Origin of the sequence: Streptomyces sp. NRRL S-495, assembly GCF_000966955.1 — a bacterium.
GTDB classification, from domain to species: Bacteria; Actinomycetota; Actinomycetes; order Streptomycetales; family Streptomycetaceae; genus Kitasatospora; species Kitasatospora purpeofusca.
In genome coordinates this window covers 13,538-28,640 of sequence record NZ_JZWY01000269.1, presented here as the reverse complement: position 1 = coordinate 28,640, position 15,103 = coordinate 13,538, and the positions used below count along the sequence as shown (strand labels likewise).

Here is a 15,103-nt window from a genome sequence, read left to right as displayed (position 1 = left end):
GGCGGCGGGCAGGTCGGCCGGGGCGAAGCCCGCGTCGATCTCGCGCAGCGCGGCCTCCAGGCGCAGCCGGGAGTCCCGGCCCTCGGGCAGGCCGCGGTGGTCGGCGAGCAGGGCGGCGCCGGTGCGGGCGAGCCGTTCGGCGCGGGCGGCCGAGCTGCGCGACAGCTCCTCGGCGGCGTGGGTGAGGCTCTGGTTGGCGGCCTTCTCGATCAGGTCCCCGAGGGTGTCGCGGGCCAGCGCCTGGGTGTCGGCGGTGGGCGCGACCAGCGGCAGCACCCACAGGTCGCGCGCGGTGGCCACGGTCCGGCCGTCCAGGACGGCGGCGGCCGCGACCAGGCGCTGGGAGCGGACGGCCCGCCGGTCGCCGACGGGCACCCCGGCGGCGCGCAGCCGGCGCAGCGCGGAGGCGAGCAGCGGGGTGACGCCGTCGAGTTCGCAGTCCCGCGCGGCGGCGGCGAGCCGGTCGATCGCGCCGAGCCGGTCGTCCGGGACCGCCGGAGCGTCCCTGCGGGCCGCGGGTGGGGCGGGGACGGGGGCCGGGGCCGGTCGGCGGCCGGCCTCCAGGAGCTCCTCCAGCCGGGCGTCGGCCACCGGGTCGACGAAGACCCGGGCGAGGAAGCGGTCGGCGAAGGCGGCGAGCGCCGGGTCCTCCGGCAGCTGGTTGGCGGCGCCGACGCAGACCCGCAGCGGGCTGGCCAGGACGGTGCCGCCGCGCCGGAACACCCCCTCGTTGAGCAGGCCCAGCAGGGTGTTGAGGACGGCCGTGGAGCCGAGGAACACCTCGTCGAGGAAGGCGACGTCGGCCTCGGGCAGCATGCCGGCGGTCTCGAACTCGACCCGGCCCTCGCGCAGGCTGCGCAGGTCGACCGGGCCGAACAGCTCGTTGGGCTCGGTGAACCGGCCGAGCAGGTACTCGAAGTACCGGCCGCCGAGCTGCCCGGCCACCCGCCGCACGGCCTCCGACTTGGCGGTGCCGGGCGGTCCGACGACGAGCAGGTGCTCCCCGGCGACCGCACAGAGCGCCACCACCTCGGCGACCGTCTCCCGGTCGACCAGGCCGCGCCCGGCGGCGGCCACGACGCCCGCGATCAGCTCGGCGTCCTGGCGGAGCGCGACGGGAGGGGCCTCGGCGGGGGTGCTGGTGTCGGTCACAAGCACGGGATTCTACGGTGGCCGAACCGGCCATCACCAGCGGGTTTCCGCCGGGCCCTTACCCCTGGTCAGGACCCGGCGGAAGGCTCAGCCCGCCAGCTTCCAGAGCTGGCCTCCCCCCATGCCCCTGTCGCAGTTCCACGCGCCCAGGGGGTTGCCGGCGCCGTCGGCGGTCAGGCAGCCGCCGTTCGGGTAACCGTTCTGCATGTTGTAGACGGCCCGGATCCGGTACCAGCCGTTGCCGTACTCCTCGAACCGCCAGGACTGGTTGCTGCCGCCGTGCGCCTTCACCAGGTGCGTCTTCCACTCATTGGGGATGACGTCCAGCACCATGGCGCCGCGGAAGTCCGTCTCGAACGACCGGTGCACCGCCCCCGCCGCCCGTAGTGCTTCCTGGTTCAGCGATTGCACCGCTCACGTCAGATGCCCAGCGAGGCGCTGAGCGAGTTCCTCGGGTGTGATGGTCTCGATGCCCAGAGCCTGGGCCTTGTCGAACTTGCTGCCCGCGTTCTCTCCGGCGACGACGAGGTGAGTGCGGGCGGAGACGCTTGAGGACGGGCGTCCCCCTGCCCTGGTGATCAGTTCGGTCATCTCAGTGCGGGAGCGGTCCGCAAGGGACCCGGTCATCGCGCCGGTCACTACCACGGTCATCCCGGCCAATGGCAGCTCGGTCTCCGCCCTCCGGGCGGTCGTCTCCACGTGGGTTTCGGCATCAGCGGGAGCGGGTGGGACGAAGCCGGGCTGGTCCATGTTCACTCCTGCGGCGAGGAGTTTGTCGATGAGCGGAGCGAGGTCGGCCAGTTCCGCCACGATCACCGGGGCCTTCTCGCCGCCGATTCCGTCGACGTTCTCCAACGCGACCGCATCGGCGTCTCGGACGGCTTGCATGGAACCGAAGTACGCGGCGATGCGCAGCGACATGGAGCGGCCGGTGCCCAGCACGCCGAGGGCGCAGAAGACGCGATTGAGGGGTCTGGTCCTGGCGGCCCCGATGGCGGCCATGAGGTTGTCGGCGCTCTTGGCACCCATGCGGTCCAGGGTGAGCAGTTGGTCGCGGGTGAGGGTGAACAGGTCGGCGAAGTCCTCGATGAGTCCCTTGTCGACGAGTTGGACGATGATCTTCTCGCCGAGGCCGTCGATGTCGAGCGCGTCGCGGGCGACGGCGTACCGGATCGCCTCGGTCCGGCCGCAGGCGCGTCCCCGCTCGCAGCGCCAGCGCTCCTGGCTGCGGTCGATGTCGGCACCACAGCGCGGGCAGATTTCGGGAAGGGCGATGGGCTCCTCACTGCCGCTGCGGAGGCCGAGAACCGCGCCCTCGACGCGGGGGATGACCTCGCCGGCTCGGTAGACGATGACGTGGTCTCCGAGCATCAGGCCCCGGCGGACGATGTCGGCCGGGTTGTGCAGCGTGGCGTAGGTGATGGTGGTGCCGGCGACGTCCACCGGGTCGAGGACGGCGCGCGGGGCGATCACACCGGTGCGGCCGACGCTCCACTCCACGGCGCGCAGCACAGTGATCTTCTGGGCGGCCGGGAACTTGAAGGCGGTGGCCCAGTGCGGGGTGCGGGAGCCCGTTCCGGCCCGGATCCGGTCGGCGGGGCTGTCGGCCTTGATCACGGCCCCGTCGAGTTCGAAGTCGAGATCCGCGCGCAGCGCGCCGATCTCGCGTACCCGGTCCACGACTCGGTCCAGGGTCGCGCAGGCCGTGGTGGCGACCGGGGTGTCGACCGTGGTCCCCAGCCCGAGCGCGGCCAGGCGGGCGACGAGCTGGGTGTGGGTGAGCGCGGCGAGGGTCGGATCATCGGTGTGCTCGGGGTCGGTGAGTGCGGCGTAGGCAAGGAAGGTCTGCCCGATCCGGTAGGCCCGGTCCTTGGCACGCAGCGAGCCCGAGGAGGCGTTGCGGCGGTTGGCGAAGGCCGTGGCCCCGTGCGCGGTCCGCAGTTCGTTCGCGGCGGCGAACTGGGATTCCGTCATGAGGACTTCGCCGCGTACCTCGATCGTGACCGGTTCGGTCAGGGCCGAGGGCAGGCCGGTGATGTCGCCGATGGCGTGGGAGACGTCCTCCCCGGTCGTGCCGTCGCCCCGGGTTACGAGTTGAACCAGTTGGCCGTCGCGGTAGCGGGCGGCCAGGGCCACCCCGTCGAGCTTGGGCTCCACTGCCCAACCTGCCACTGCCGTCCCGCCCAGCCGCCGCTCCACCGAGGCGGCCCAGGCTGTCAGCTCCTCGTCCGAAAAGACGTTCCCCAGACTGAGCATCGGTACTGTGTGCTCGACGTCGCCAGTGGTCACGCCTGCTGCGACCTGCTGGGACGGGGAGTCGGCCGCGGTCTGCCCGGGGTGGGCGTCCTCCCAGGCGGTGATGCCGCGCAGAAGGCGGTCGTAGGTCTCGTCGTCCATGCCCGGTTCGCCGGAGCCGTAGTAGGCGTCGGCGGCCTTTCGCGCCTGCGCGACGGCTTCGAGGTAGGCGGTCTCATCAGCGAGGTCGACAGCGGGCGCGGCTCCGGAAGGCTTCGTCATGCTGCTCATTCTGCGGACTGGCACTGACAGTACGGCGGTGGCACCGGCGTGCTTCACCCCTGGTCTCGCATGGACGCGGTCGGGCGGGGCTCCGTCCGCCGACCTGGCGGGCCGGAGTGGCTGAGCGGCGCCGGTTCTGCTGTCCGGGGGCGTGTCGGGGAGAGCCCGAGCGCGCGACAGAAGATGTCGTTCTCGAAGCGTCGGTGCGGGTCGAACCTGCCCACGGCACGGCAGAAGTCGGGGAAGCCGTCGGTGCCGGCGGCGGGCAGCAGTTCCGGAGTGAAGTACTTGCCCCAGTGCGGCCGGCCGCCCAGGCCGTAGAGCAGGCGCTGGATGTCGTCGAACAGCGGGCGTGCGGCCGTGATCAGCCCCTCGGCGGTCATGTAGGACACGAAGCCGAAGTACGTAGCCGGAGCTGCCCGCGTGGGACTCAGGTGGCCCCGGGCCGGGCCCGTGGTGCGCAGGATGACGGGGTAGTGCAGCTTGTACGGGGAGGCGTGCAGGAGTTCCTTGAGGCCGGCGTATGCCTCGGGGACGGCGTCCAGGGGGATGGCGATCTCCATGTTCAGCTGCGGGGCCGGGATGCCGTTCTTGAAGATCTCGTGGAGCGTCCCCTTGGTGTCGGTCGCGCGGAGGAACTTCTCCAGCGTCCGGGCGGCCGGCGTCCGCCCCTGGCCGTCGCCGATGTCGGCCATCACTCGGCGGCGGGTGTGGGTCACGATGCGGTCCAGGTCGGCTGGACCTCGGTCGGCGGGGTCCACGGGCGTCCAGGCGTCGTCGTGGGCGGCCCAGGTGTGCACGACCTGGTGCTCGGTGAACCACCAGCTCTTGGCGGCCACCGAATCGCGATTCCAGGCGGCGTAGCGCTCGGGCAGCCGCTCCTCGGCGACGGTGAACCGGGTGCAGAACAGTTCGGTTGCCGGTCGGCCTCGAAGAACCAGGCCGACGACCACACCGAGGCACCCGAGGTTGAGAACGGCGGCGTCGAAGTCGGCGTCACCGGGGGTGAGCCGGTGCAGGACCCCCGTCCCGTCCATGAGCTCAATGGCGGCCACGCAGTCGGAGAAGGTGCCGCTGAACAGGCCCTGAGCGTGGGTGCCGGTGGCGAGGGCGCCGGCGGCCGTCTGGCTCGTGATCACGGGCGGGCAGGCGCTGGGCTCCAGGCCCTGGCTGTCGAACGCCCGCCACACGTCTTCGAGCAGCGTGTCTCCGGTGACGTGCAGGTACTCACCCCGCAGCTCTCCGACACCTCGGCCGGGGAGGTCGAGGAGGATGCCGCGAGTCCCGTCCGGGCACTGCAGTTGGGCCGGGTAGGTGAACCTGGTCCCGAGAACACGCACTGTTCCTTCCTCGCGCGTCAACACCGACTGCAGTTGTTCGAGGGAGGTGATGCGCGTCCAACCGCCCTGGCGGGCGATGGTGACGTTGCCGCCCCAGTTGGTGAGAGTCATAGGAGAAGTCCTCACTGGTCTTGGTCTGCACCACGGGCGGCGAGCATCCGTCGCGCCCGTGCTGGAATTCCTGTGCTCGAACTCGCCGTCGTGTCCCCACGGGTGCGGTCGCGGGCGAAAGGCGGAGGGATTTGGGCGGCGCGGACCCTTCGCGGGCCTGCGCCGCGTTCTGACCGTCCCCCTCAAGCGGGGCCGAACATGTGCTGTGCCGGCGGGTGCGGGTGGGGGCACGAGGTGAACTCGACGCCGAAGCAGCAGGCGTGTGCCTTCGTCCAGGTCCGCAGATCGGTGGTGGGTCGCCCCAAGAACCGCTGAGCGGTCCCGGCCGCCGGGGCGTCCCCCTCGGTGCTGATCCGCCCCCACAGGCCGAGGACCTGCGCTGCGGCGTCACGGCGCATCCCGTACTTGCCCAGGCTGGCCACGAAGTGCTCGTCCGTCTGGCGCGCGAACGTGATCGGCCGCGCGCAGAGCTCGCCAAGGACCGAGGCCCACTGGGCACAGGTCGCCTGCGTGTGGTGACTCATCAAGGCGCCACTCAGATCCACCGAACCAGGAGAGAGGATCTTGCGGCAGAACAGATCGGCGGCGTCGTCGCAGCTGATGTAGGAGAATGGGAGGTCAGCGTCGACAGGGAAGGTGAACGACCCCGTCTCGGCGATCGACCGGCACTGGTAGAGGATGTTCTCCAGGAACATGGGCAGTTGGACATGGTCGAACGCGATCCCTGACCTCTCCAGGAGTACTTCCAACGCCGCCGCTTCGTCGGCCATCCGGCACTGCCCCGGGGCGAACTGGATGCCCAGGCACACGATCTGCTTCACGTCGGCCTTCTGTGCCGCCCGCAGGTACATGCCGCCGATGTCGACTCGCCGGTCGATCGGGGGCACCATCAGCATGGTGTCGGTGCCGGTCAGCGCCTCCGCCAGCGAATGGGGATCTGCCGGCTCCCAGTCACGGAGCTGCACATCGATGTCGCTCACTGCGCGCCCGGCGATCCGGGCTTCGGGGATGGCCAGTCGCAGCGTCAGCTGCGGTGCGCCGGCGGCGAGTCGGCGCAGGGTGTAGTGGCCGACCTTGAAGAAGTTGCGGGTCGCCCCGAGCACGGTGACGACCTGATGGGAGTCCGTCATCGGGCGCACCAGTTCCCGCTGCTCGTGGGGTCCTTGTACAGGTCAACCGGGTTGACCGTGTTCGAGTGGTAGCCCAGCAATCGACGACTCCGGGAAGTGAGGTGTCCGGCTGCGGTGGCGGGGTCGCAGAGGTGGTCGTACGGGCGCAGCCATGCCTGTCCGAAGCGGATGATCGCGCTGCGTCGCTCCTGGGTCCGGTTGGGCAGCACGGCATGCCACATGGTGTTGCCGAAGACCACCGCGTCGCCGGGTTCCGCGTGGATGCTCAGTGCGCCCTCGGGAAGCGAGCCCTGGACGAGGGCGTGGTTCGCCATTTCCCAGTAGGCGTCGTCCTCGTGGTTCGCCGGCCACCGGTGCGAGCCCGGGATGAGCACGAGGTTGCCGCTGTCCTTCGAGCGCGTGTCGGTGAAGAACACTTGGGCCTTGAGGTGCAGAGGTCCGTTGAGCTCGTCGTACGGACGCTCCAGGTAGGGCCCGGAGTCACGGTGCCACGGCTCGTGGGCCTCCTGGTAGATCCCCCGCCGCAGCATCTCGCTGCCCAGCACCTGGAGCGACCCGTTGAGGATCAGGTGGGGGACGGACATCAGGGCTCCGCATTCGAAGAGGGTCTGGTACTCGGCGATGAGGTTCGCGGCGTCGCGCACGTGTGTCAGGGCCGGATTCGCGTTGAAGGAGCTGTGAGTCAGGTCAGGCCTGCGGTCGTCGGTGAGCCGGCGGAGGGCCGTGTCCAGCGCGCTGACGACGCTGTTGGGAACGGCACGCTTGAGGAGCACGAAGCCCAGTTCGGTGAACTGGGCGACGGCATCGTCCGGTGAAGTCGTCACAGTTGGCTGCTTTCTGCTTCGGCCTCGGGCGGCCTCGGGTCGTTGAGGGCCGTACGCAGACGCTGTGCGACCTCGTGCTTGCGGGCCGGATCGGCCAGCCGAGGGAAGACGACGATCGAATCGCCGTCGTAGCGCGGCACGACGTGGATGTGGAAGTGGAAGACGGTCTGATGGGCGGCCTGGCCGGTGGCGTGGACCAGGTTGATGCCGGATGCGCCGCAGGAGCCCTGCAGAGCGTTCGCCACCTGCTTCGCAGTCGCCATGACGCGCTGGAACGACTCTTCCGGGATGTCGAGCAGACCCTGGAAGTGCTGCTTGGGAACGACGAGGACGTGCCCGTAGGTCGCTGGGAGGTGGTCCAGGAAGCACAAGGTGTCTGCTGTCTCGGCTATGACGTGGGCTTCCACCTCGCCGCCGGCAATGCCGCAGAAGACGCAGGGGGACTCCGCGTTGCCGACCGGATCCTGTGCCGGGTAGCGAGACAACCACTGGGGGTCGAAGCTCAAGGACATGGTGTAAGGAGGCTCCTCTCCGGAGGCGTTGATCGCAGCGAAGTGGAAGCCGGGCCCGGCAGACAGCCGGGCCACGGTCGGGAACAGTGCGGCCAAGCGGCGCCGAGACCCAGCGCCCGCTTCAGCACCCGCCTCACGCCGCAGCACCCGCTCCGGGCTCGGCTGGCGTCAGTTTCCTGCGCGCCCACACCCGCTTGCCGCGTCCCTTGCCCTGGAGGCCGGCCACGCCGAAGTCGTCCGCGAACTGGCGAACCATCGCGATGCCCCGCCCGCTCGTCCCGAGCCCCGGGTGGATCTCCCGCAGTAGCAAGTCCCCACGAGGATCCGATACTTCGAGTCGGCAGTCCCCGCCGATCTCCTGAAGGTGAACGCGTACCCGATCACCCTCCGCGCAGGCGTGCACGATGGCGTTGGCGACCAGTTCGGAGCAGATCGCCACCACGTCGTCGACGCCGTCGCCCTCCCAGCCCCATTCGCGCAGGATCCGGCGCACTTCTCCGCGAGCCAGGCCCACCGACTGCAGGTAGGCCGTGAAGTCCATGTCCCACTGCCGCAAGGCCTGTCTGTTCTCGGCGTCCACGGTCAGCTCCATTCGCCCCGGGCCGCCCAGGCAGCACCCGGGTACGGCGGTCGGTCGGTCGGTTGACGGCCCCCTCGGTCGAACGCCGAACCATCGCTACGGCTGCCGGCCCGGGGACTGTGAACAGTGAAACCGTCGAACGTGACTAGGAGTAAGGTGTTGGCAACTCACAGCGGTTTAACCGGTTTAACGGTCCGTCAGGGGGCTCCGTGGGGCGCACACGCGAACCGAATCAGCACCTCGCCGCGCTCATCGCCGAGTCCGGCATGACCAACGACGCACTCGCACACGCACTCGGTCTTCTCGCAGCCCAGGCGGGCGATGCGGCCCGCCCCAACAAGTCGTCGATCTCCCAGTGGGTCCGCTACGGCAACCGGCCCTCCGGCAACATGCCGCAGTTCCTGTCCCAGGTGCTGACCCGCCGACTCAAGCGCGACATCACGCTCGCCGCCATGGGCCTGGCGCCCGAGGCCGGCGATCTCCGGGACTGGGGCTTGGATACGCTGAGCGTCCTAGCTGATCTCGGACGAATCGACGTGGACGTGGAACGCAGGCAGGCACTCCGGACGATGGCCTACTCGCTCGGAACGCTCGCAGTCCCGAGCGACTCTTGGTGGACCCAGGCGTCCCGGACAGGCGCCGCACGGGCCCTGACCGGCGGCCGGACCGTGGGTCAGGGCGACGTCGACGCGGTGCGCGACATGGCGAGCCTGTTCTCCCAGGTCGACCAGCGCCGAGGCGGCGGCCACGCCCGGACGGCCGTCGTGCAGTACCTCGCCTCCGATGTGGCCGGCTACCTTCGCGGCAGCTTCGCCGACGAGCAGGTCCGTCGCCAGATGTACTCGACCGCCGCAGAACTCGCCTACCTCGCAGGCTGGATGGCCTTCGACAGCAGCGAGCAAGCCACCGCCCAGCACTACTTCACGCTCTCGGTGAAGCTGGCGGCCGAGGCCGGCGATCCGCCGATGACCGCGCACGTCCTTCGCGCCATGGCCCACCAAGCCATCGACCTCGGATACCCCAAGCACGCTCTCGATGTCGCGGAGGCCTCCATGGCTGGTGAGCGGTATACGCTCGCCAGCCCTCGCGAGCGGGCACTGCTCGGCGTGGTGTACGCCCGGGGGCTCGCCGCGACCGGCCAGCGCAAGGCCGCCACCGCCGCCCTGTTGCAGGCCGAGCGCGACCTCTCGTCCGCCACCCCCGGTGACGACGAGCCCGGCCGGGTCTTCTTCTTCGGAGAGGCCAGCCTCGCCCACGAGACCGCCTCAGCCCTGCGGGACATAGGCGACCTGGACGGCGCGGCGCGCGAGTTCCGCCGCAGCGTCGCCACCCGGAAGGCCTCCTCGTTCGCCCGGACCCACGCCGTGACCCTCGGCTACCTGGGCACCGTTCAGGCCCGGATGAAGAACATCGATGAAGCGTGCGCGACTTGGTCCACCGCACTGGACTCTATGGAGGCCGTCCGGTCCGGCCGGACTCGGCAGACCGCCATGGACATGCGCGCCGCCCTCTCGCCTTTCAGGCAACGCGGCATCCGCACGATCAACGACGTCGACGCACGAGCCCAGGCGTACCTGGCCGCGACGGCCTGACCTCACGGGACCACCGTGGCCTCCCCCGACTTCGCCAACTCACAGGAGAAGAAAGCCATGTCAGAGCGCAAGGTATTCGAGGTCGAAGCTCTCGGGCACGTCGTAGGCGGCCGAGTCGAGCCTACCGACGACTTCTGGGGCGGCACCCGGTCCATCATCCGCCTGGACGCCGACCGCTTCACCGCCGACGCCACCAAGGGACTTGAAGACTTCTCCCACTTGGAGATCGTCTTCCGCTTCCACCTGACTGACCAGACCGACCTGAACCTCGGAGCCCGTCGGCCGCGCGACAACCCCGACTGGCCCGAGGTCGGCATCTTCGGCCACCGCAACATGCGACGCCTCAACTGGCTCGGCGTCTCCCGCTGCCGCCTGCTCAAGGTCGACGGCCTCGACCTCCACGTCGAAGACCTCGATGCCGTGGACGGCACCCCGGTGCTCGACGTCAAGCCGTGGTTCATCGACTTCGGACCACGCGGCGAGATCCACCAGGCAGCCTGGACAGGCGAGATGCTCGGTGACTACTTCGCCCCGTCCCAGCAGCCATGACCCCGGTCCACCCGGCCGGCCCCGCCCCGCCTGGCACTGCGCGAAGTCGAGCCCACAGCCGCCGGCGTTCCCGTCCGCTTCCTGTACGAGGATTGGGCGCAGGCACCGCTCGTCCAGCGCCCCGAGCTGGCCGCACGCTGGTCACGGCATAGCCGCGAACGCCTCCTGCACGTCCTCGCGCCGCTCGGTCCACCAGGCCAGGAAGCGCTCGGCGGGCAGAAACAGATGGTCGCAGGAGTGGTCGTCGCGGTCGTAGTGGAAGACCAGCTGCCAGTAGTCCGACATGCGCTTCCACCACAGCCGCTCCACCGCGTCCGCCAGGGCCGCCACCGGGATCGGCACCACGGACCGGTAGCCAGCCACGAACGCGGCCGTCCGCTCCAGGTCGAGGAAACCGTCCTCACCGCCGAACTGCACCGTGGCGGTGCGGGCGACCTCCTCGCCGAACGGGCGCACGCGAATGCGGTCCCAGTCGATCACTCCGGCGATCTTGCCGTCCCGCCACAGCACATTGCGGTGCTGCACGTCACCGTGCGTCCAGCCCACCGGACCGACCGCAATCTCCGTGCCGGGGCGCTCGCTGCCGTACTTATCGAGCAGCAACTTGCGCTCGCTCAGGGCTACGGCCGCCTCGACATCGAAGGCCGTCGGGCTCTCCAGGGCCGAGATCAGCGCAAGGAACCGCTCCGCCTCACTGCGGGCCGCCTCCACCGTGGTCACTGAGGCTCTCACCTGCTCCGGCCATGGCGGCAGCAGGTGGGCGGTCCGCTCACAGTTCAGGTTCTGGTGAATCCGACCGAGCAGGGCACCGAGATCGGTCGCCTCGTCCAGCTTGAGCGCGGTCCCCGGCCGGTGACCGCCCTCAGTCCAAGGAATCAGACAGTACCCACGCCCTGCGATCTCCACCACCGTCTCCCCGGCGAAGGCGGCGGAGGGCCGCCCGACCGGGACGCCTGCGCCGGCCAACTCCGCCAGGACCGCCAAGTTCCGGCGAGCGAGCGGCAGGGGCACGTCCATGATCCGCTTCAGCGCGTACGAGCCCCTGGCCGTGTCCAGTCGCCAGTTCCCGTTCATCAGGCCGTTGGGCAGGAAGCGACACGCCTGGATCTCACCGAGCCCGAAGGACTCGCCGAGGACCACCAGGTCCTCGGCGATCTTGCTGTAGCGCGAACCACACGCTGCGCCGTCCATCGCTTCCGTCACCCGAAGGAGGCTAGCGGAGCGCGGGCCCCGGCGAGGACGGATCGGCCCTCGCCCCCCGCTTCCGGGGTCCTGGTTCCCCGGCGTATTCAAACCTCGGGCATGCTCGCCACATCCAGCCACAACCTGGGCAACCCGATCGCCGCGATGGTGCAGGCCCGCACCGCCGCCGTGTGCGCCGACAACGCCGACCATCACACCATGCGCGCCTGGGTCCGCTCCCTGCAACGGCCGGATCCGCGACCGCGTCCTCGTCCGAGGCGCGTGGCGCATGGCGCATGGCGCGACTCGATCACCTACTCGATCCTGGAGCAGGAGCGGTCGCCGATCAGCGGGACGGGGGAGGCCGCGCAGGAAGGTGGGAACGGGAGCGACTCCGGCCCGCCCCTGTAGACACGCGCTGCACGACCGGTACACCACCCCCGCCCCGGCGTCCACGGATTGCTGACGTCCTGTAAACACGCCGCTGGTGTCCTGCTTCACGCCCGCCCCGCAACCGGGGCGGGGCCGTCGAGCAGCAGGAGAACCCAGTGAAAGACACCTCGACCCGCACCGCCCGTGTCCGCGCCCGGTCGGCGGGGGCGGTGCTCGCCGCGTGTGCGCTGTCGGTCGGCGGCCTCGCGCTGACCGCCGGGCCGGCGGACGCCGCTCCGGCAGCGGCCGCGCCGGCGGCCGTGGCCGCCGCCGCCGATCAGGTGATCACGATCCAGGACCGCCAGAACCACAACGCCCTGGCCAGCGCGGACGGCGAGGGCTCCCGGATCGTCGCCCGCACCTACCGGGACAGCTCCACCAGCTTCCGGCTCGCCGACAGGTCCAACGGGCGGATCGCCCTCACCCGCGACGTCAACGGCACCGAGCGCGTGGTCGAGATGGACACCAGGGACGGCCGGACCACCCAGTTCATCCACTGGTGGGCGGGCGACAACCAGCAGTGGACCCTGGAGAACGCCGCGGAGGGCGGCACCTATCTGCACAACGCCCGGGACAACCGCTGTCTGACCTACCACGGCCAGGACCGCGAGGTCACCGTCGAGTCCTGCGACGGCACCATGTCCCAGCGGTTCGACCTGGTGTCCGGCAGCGAGCAGCCGCCGACGCCCGCGCCCGAGCAGCGGTTCCTCCAGCGCCTCAACGAGCTGCGCGCCCGGTACGGCAAGGCACCGGTCCGCTCCAACCCGACGCTCGCCCAGGCCGCCCAGTGCAACGCGGGCCAGATGGACCAGCGCCATGTCTCGGGCCACTTCTGCGACTCGGCCGGCATCGCCAAGGGCCTCGGATACAACGTGCGGAACTGGGGCGAGATCGCCTTCTACGGCCCCACCACTGTCGACGCCGCCTTCGACGGCTGGGTGGCCTCCTCCCTGCACCTCGGGATCATGGTCGGCGACTACACCGAGGTCGGCCTCTCCCGCGTGGGCACCGCCTCCTGGAACGCCGACTTCGCCACCCGCTGACGCCCGGCGGCGACGGGCGGCGCCCGGCGGCGAGGGCCGGCCGGACCTCCGCTACAGGTTCGGCCAGCCCTCGCGGTTGGAGCAGGACTCGTAGTCGTAGCGGGTGTCGTGGTCCCACTCCTCGCCCGTCGCCGCCTCGTAGGCCTCCTCGTGGACGTACAGCAGGGACTCGCCGCTGCGGAAGGAGTGGGCGGCGAACAGCTGCGGCTCCCCGAGCACCCGCTCGTACGCGGCACGGCCGGCGGCGACCACGGCGGCGCGGGCGTAGAGGAAGCCGTCGTCGCTCAGCGGCAGCGACTGCCCGGGGTGTTCCGGGTCGACGGCCCGCTGGGTGCCGTACTCCTCGCGGTCCAGGCGGTACAGGGCTTCGGCGAAGCGTTCGCCGAAGCCGAGGATCTCCTCGATCCGGGCCCCGCCGCCCGGACCCGCCCGCCCGGCCGGCCCGCTCAGACGTCCCGGCGCCGGACGGCCGTCACCGCGAGCAGCACGGACCCCACCGCCCACCCCGCGTAGGCGAGCCACGAGCCCGCCACCGTCGCCGGGTGGGGCGGGAGCAGCACGTTCGTCAGGTCGACCCAGGACAGCCGCCGCCACGCCGTGAGCGGCATGGCGTGCGTGATCGCCGCCGACCAGGCGTGGTTCTCGTTGAACGAGGCGGGCAGCAGGAAGAGCACCAGGACACCGGCGACCACGCTCGCCGCCGCGTGCCGGATCAGTGTCCCCAGGCCGAAGCCGATCAGCGCGCAGACCGGTGCCAGCAGCGCGGCGGCCGCGACGACGCGCAGCGCGCCGGGCTCGGCGATCGACACCCCGGCGTGGCGGCGGCTCAGCAGGGCCTGCGCCGCCCAGAAGGAGGCGCCGGCGGCGAGCGTGCCGAGGCCGAGCATGGCCGTCGCCAGCACTCCGGCCTTGGCCAGCAGCACCGCCCGGCGGTCCGGGACGGCGGAGAAGGTGGTGCGGATCATGCCGCTGCTGTACTCGGCGACTACCACCGCGGCACCGACCCCGACCGCGAGCAGCATCAGGAGGTCCACGGCCGCCAGGGTGAACGAGGCGTTCAGCGCCGCACCGGCCCTCCCGGACCCCGGCGGCGGGCCGCCGGGCTCGGTGTTCAGATAGGTGTGGCGTGCGGCGTTGAGGTTGACGGCGACGAGGACCAGCAGCCCGGTCCCGAGTACCCAGGGCATGGAGCGCAGCGACCAGAACCTGATCCACTCGGCGGCGTACAGGTCCCGGAAGCGGGGCCGGGGACCGTCCGCGGCGGCGGCGCCGGCAGCGGGACCGGTGGTGGTCGGAACGGTGGCGGTCGGAACGGTGGTGGTCATCGCGGTCCTCCGGCGGAGTGGTCGGCGTGGTCGGCGGTGAGGGCCATGAACGCCTCCTCCAGGGAGGCCGTACGGGCGGTCAGTTCGAGCAGCGGGACCCGGTGGTCGAGGGCGAGCTCGCCGATCCGGGCCGGGTCCAGGCCGGTCACCAGGAGCGTGCCGGCGTCGTCTCCCGGCCTTACCTCGCCACCGGCCGCCCGCAGGGCGTCCGCCAGTGGCCCGGGCCCGGCGGTCCGGACGGTGACGCCCGGTGCGCCCGCGCCCTGCCCGGCGCCGCGAGCGGCGAAGTCCGCGAGGCTCTCGTCCGCGATCAGTCGGCCGCGGCCGACCACGACCAGGCGGTCAGCGGTGTGCTCCATCTCGCTCATCAGATGGCTGGAGACGAACACCGTCCGCCCCTCCGCGGCCAGCTTCCGGAACAACTCGCGCACCCAGCGCACGCCCTCCGGGTCCAGCCCGTTCAGCGGCTCGTCGAACAGCAGCACCGGCGGGTCCCCCAGGCCGCTGCGGCCGCCGTGGACGTCGCCGGCGTCGAGCAGCGCGCCGACGTGCCGCAGGCCGCGCGGCAGCTCCCGGAACGGACGCCCGCCCACGGTGGCGGCGCCGGAGGTCGGCGCGTCCAGGCCGAGGATCATTCGCAGGGTGGTGCTCTTCCCGGCGCCGTTCGGGCCCAGGAACCCGGTGACCAGGCCCGGGCGGACGGTGAAGGTGAGCTCGTCGACGGCGGTGGTGCGGCCGTAACGCTTCGTCAGTCGGTGGACTTCGATCATGTGCTCCACACTGCCGCCGGGCCGCCCACCGGCACATCCGACCA

Annotated in this window: 16 protein-coding genes; 4 read left to right on the top strand and 12 right to left on the bottom strand. The window is 71.1% G+C overall.

The features are described 5' to 3' along the window. The 8 genes from VR45_RS50065 to VR45_RS15515 all read right to left on the bottom strand — a co-directional run. Positions 1-1,152, bottom strand: a 1,152-nt coding sequence (locus tag VR45_RS50065) for an AAA family ATPase (protein ID WP_063772485.1), incomplete at its 3' end; no start/stop codon positions are given. 87 nt (positions 1,153-1,239) lie between these two features. Then, positions 1,240-1,563, bottom strand: a complete 324-nt coding sequence (locus VR45_RS15545; RefSeq protein ID WP_159394225.1) for an RICIN domain-containing protein — start codon at positions 1,561-1,563, stop codon at positions 1,240-1,242. A gap of 3 nt (positions 1,564-1,566) precedes the next feature. After that, positions 1,567-3,669, bottom strand: coding sequence for an NAD-dependent DNA ligase LigA (ligA, locus tag VR45_RS15540; RefSeq protein WP_045940346.1), 2,103 nt, complete (start codon positions 3,667-3,669; stop codon positions 1,567-1,569). A 53-nt stretch (positions 3,670-3,722) separates the two neighbouring features. Next, the gene (locus tag VR45_RS15535; RefSeq protein ID WP_045940345.1) at positions 3,723-5,120 is read right to left on the bottom strand and encodes a D-arabinono-1,4-lactone oxidase; all 1,398 of its coding nucleotides are present in this window, start codon (positions 5,118-5,120) and stop codon (positions 3,723-3,725) included. Between the two features lie 182 nt (positions 5,121-5,302). Continuing rightward, the gene (locus VR45_RS15530) at positions 5,303-6,259 is read right to left on the bottom strand and encodes a hypothetical protein (RefSeq protein WP_045940344.1); all 957 of its coding nucleotides are present in this window, start codon (positions 6,257-6,259) and stop codon (positions 5,303-5,305) included. Next, positions 6,247-7,074: a phytanoyl-CoA dioxygenase family protein gene (locus VR45_RS15525; RefSeq protein WP_045940343.1), complete on the bottom strand. Its 828-nt coding sequence runs from the start codon at positions 7,072-7,074 to the stop codon at positions 6,247-6,249. The genes VR45_RS15530 and VR45_RS15525 overlap by 13 nt, the downstream gene beginning before the upstream one ends. Further along, complete coding sequence (locus VR45_RS15520; protein WP_159394224.1) at positions 7,071-7,682, bottom strand: HIT family protein; 612 nt, start codon at positions 7,680-7,682, stop codon at positions 7,071-7,073. The genes VR45_RS15525 and VR45_RS15520 overlap by 4 nt, the downstream gene beginning before the upstream one ends. 37 nt (positions 7,683-7,719) lie before the next feature. Further along, the gene (locus VR45_RS15515) at positions 7,720-8,166 is read right to left on the bottom strand and encodes an ATP-binding protein (protein WP_159394223.1); all 447 of its coding nucleotides are present in this window, start codon (positions 8,164-8,166) and stop codon (positions 7,720-7,722) included. 209 nt (positions 8,167-8,375) lie between these two features. Between VR45_RS15515 and VR45_RS15510 the strand changes: the two genes are divergently transcribed. Beyond that, entirely contained in the window at positions 8,376-9,758 is a 1,383-nt protein-coding gene (locus VR45_RS15510; protein ID WP_045940341.1) for a hypothetical protein, read from the top strand. Positions 9,759-9,815: 57 nt separating this feature from the next. After that, a complete protein-coding gene (locus tag VR45_RS15505) occupies positions 9,816-10,307 on the top strand; it encodes a TrmO family methyltransferase (RefSeq protein ID WP_045940340.1) in 492 nt (163 codons plus the stop codon). Positions 10,308-10,448: 141 nt separating this feature from the next. On the opposite strand, the gene VR45_RS15500 is transcribed toward VR45_RS15505, so the two are convergent. After that, entirely contained in the window at positions 10,449-11,510 is a 1,062-nt protein-coding gene (locus VR45_RS15500; RefSeq protein ID WP_234325982.1) for a phosphotransferase, read from the bottom strand. Between the two features lie 99 nt (positions 11,511-11,609). Here VR45_RS15500 and VR45_RS47885 point away from each other — a divergent pair, with 99 nt between their 5' ends. Both VR45_RS47885 and VR45_RS15490 read left to right on the top strand, forming a co-directional pair. Next, entirely contained in the window at positions 11,610-11,900 is a 291-nt protein-coding gene (locus VR45_RS47885) for a hypothetical protein (protein WP_045940338.1), read from the top strand. A gap of 137 nt (positions 11,901-12,037) precedes the next feature. Beyond that, on the top strand, positions 12,038-12,964 hold the full coding sequence (locus VR45_RS15490) for a CAP domain-containing protein (protein WP_045940337.1): 927 nt from the start codon (positions 12,038-12,040) through the stop codon (positions 12,962-12,964). Positions 12,965-13,015: 51 nt separating this feature from the next. Here VR45_RS15490 and VR45_RS15485 read toward each other — a convergent pair whose 3' ends face one another. From VR45_RS15485 to VR45_RS15475, 3 genes are read right to left on the bottom strand one after another with little or no spacing between them, the layout of a single operon-like run. Beyond that, positions 13,016-13,468, bottom strand: coding sequence for a DUF4240 domain-containing protein (locus tag VR45_RS15485; RefSeq protein WP_052709107.1), 453 nt, complete (start codon positions 13,466-13,468; stop codon positions 13,016-13,018). Next, entirely contained in the window at positions 13,411-14,289 is an 879-nt protein-coding gene (locus VR45_RS15480; protein WP_052709106.1) for an ABC transporter permease, read from the bottom strand. The genes VR45_RS15485 and VR45_RS15480 overlap by 58 nt, the downstream gene beginning before the upstream one ends. Beyond that, the gene (locus tag VR45_RS15475; RefSeq protein WP_045940336.1) at positions 14,286-15,059 is read right to left on the bottom strand and encodes an ATP-binding cassette domain-containing protein; all 774 of its coding nucleotides are present in this window, start codon (positions 15,057-15,059) and stop codon (positions 14,286-14,288) included. Before VR45_RS15475 ends, VR45_RS15480 begins: the two co-directional genes overlap by 4 nt. Positions 15,060-15,103: the final 44 nt, after the last annotated feature.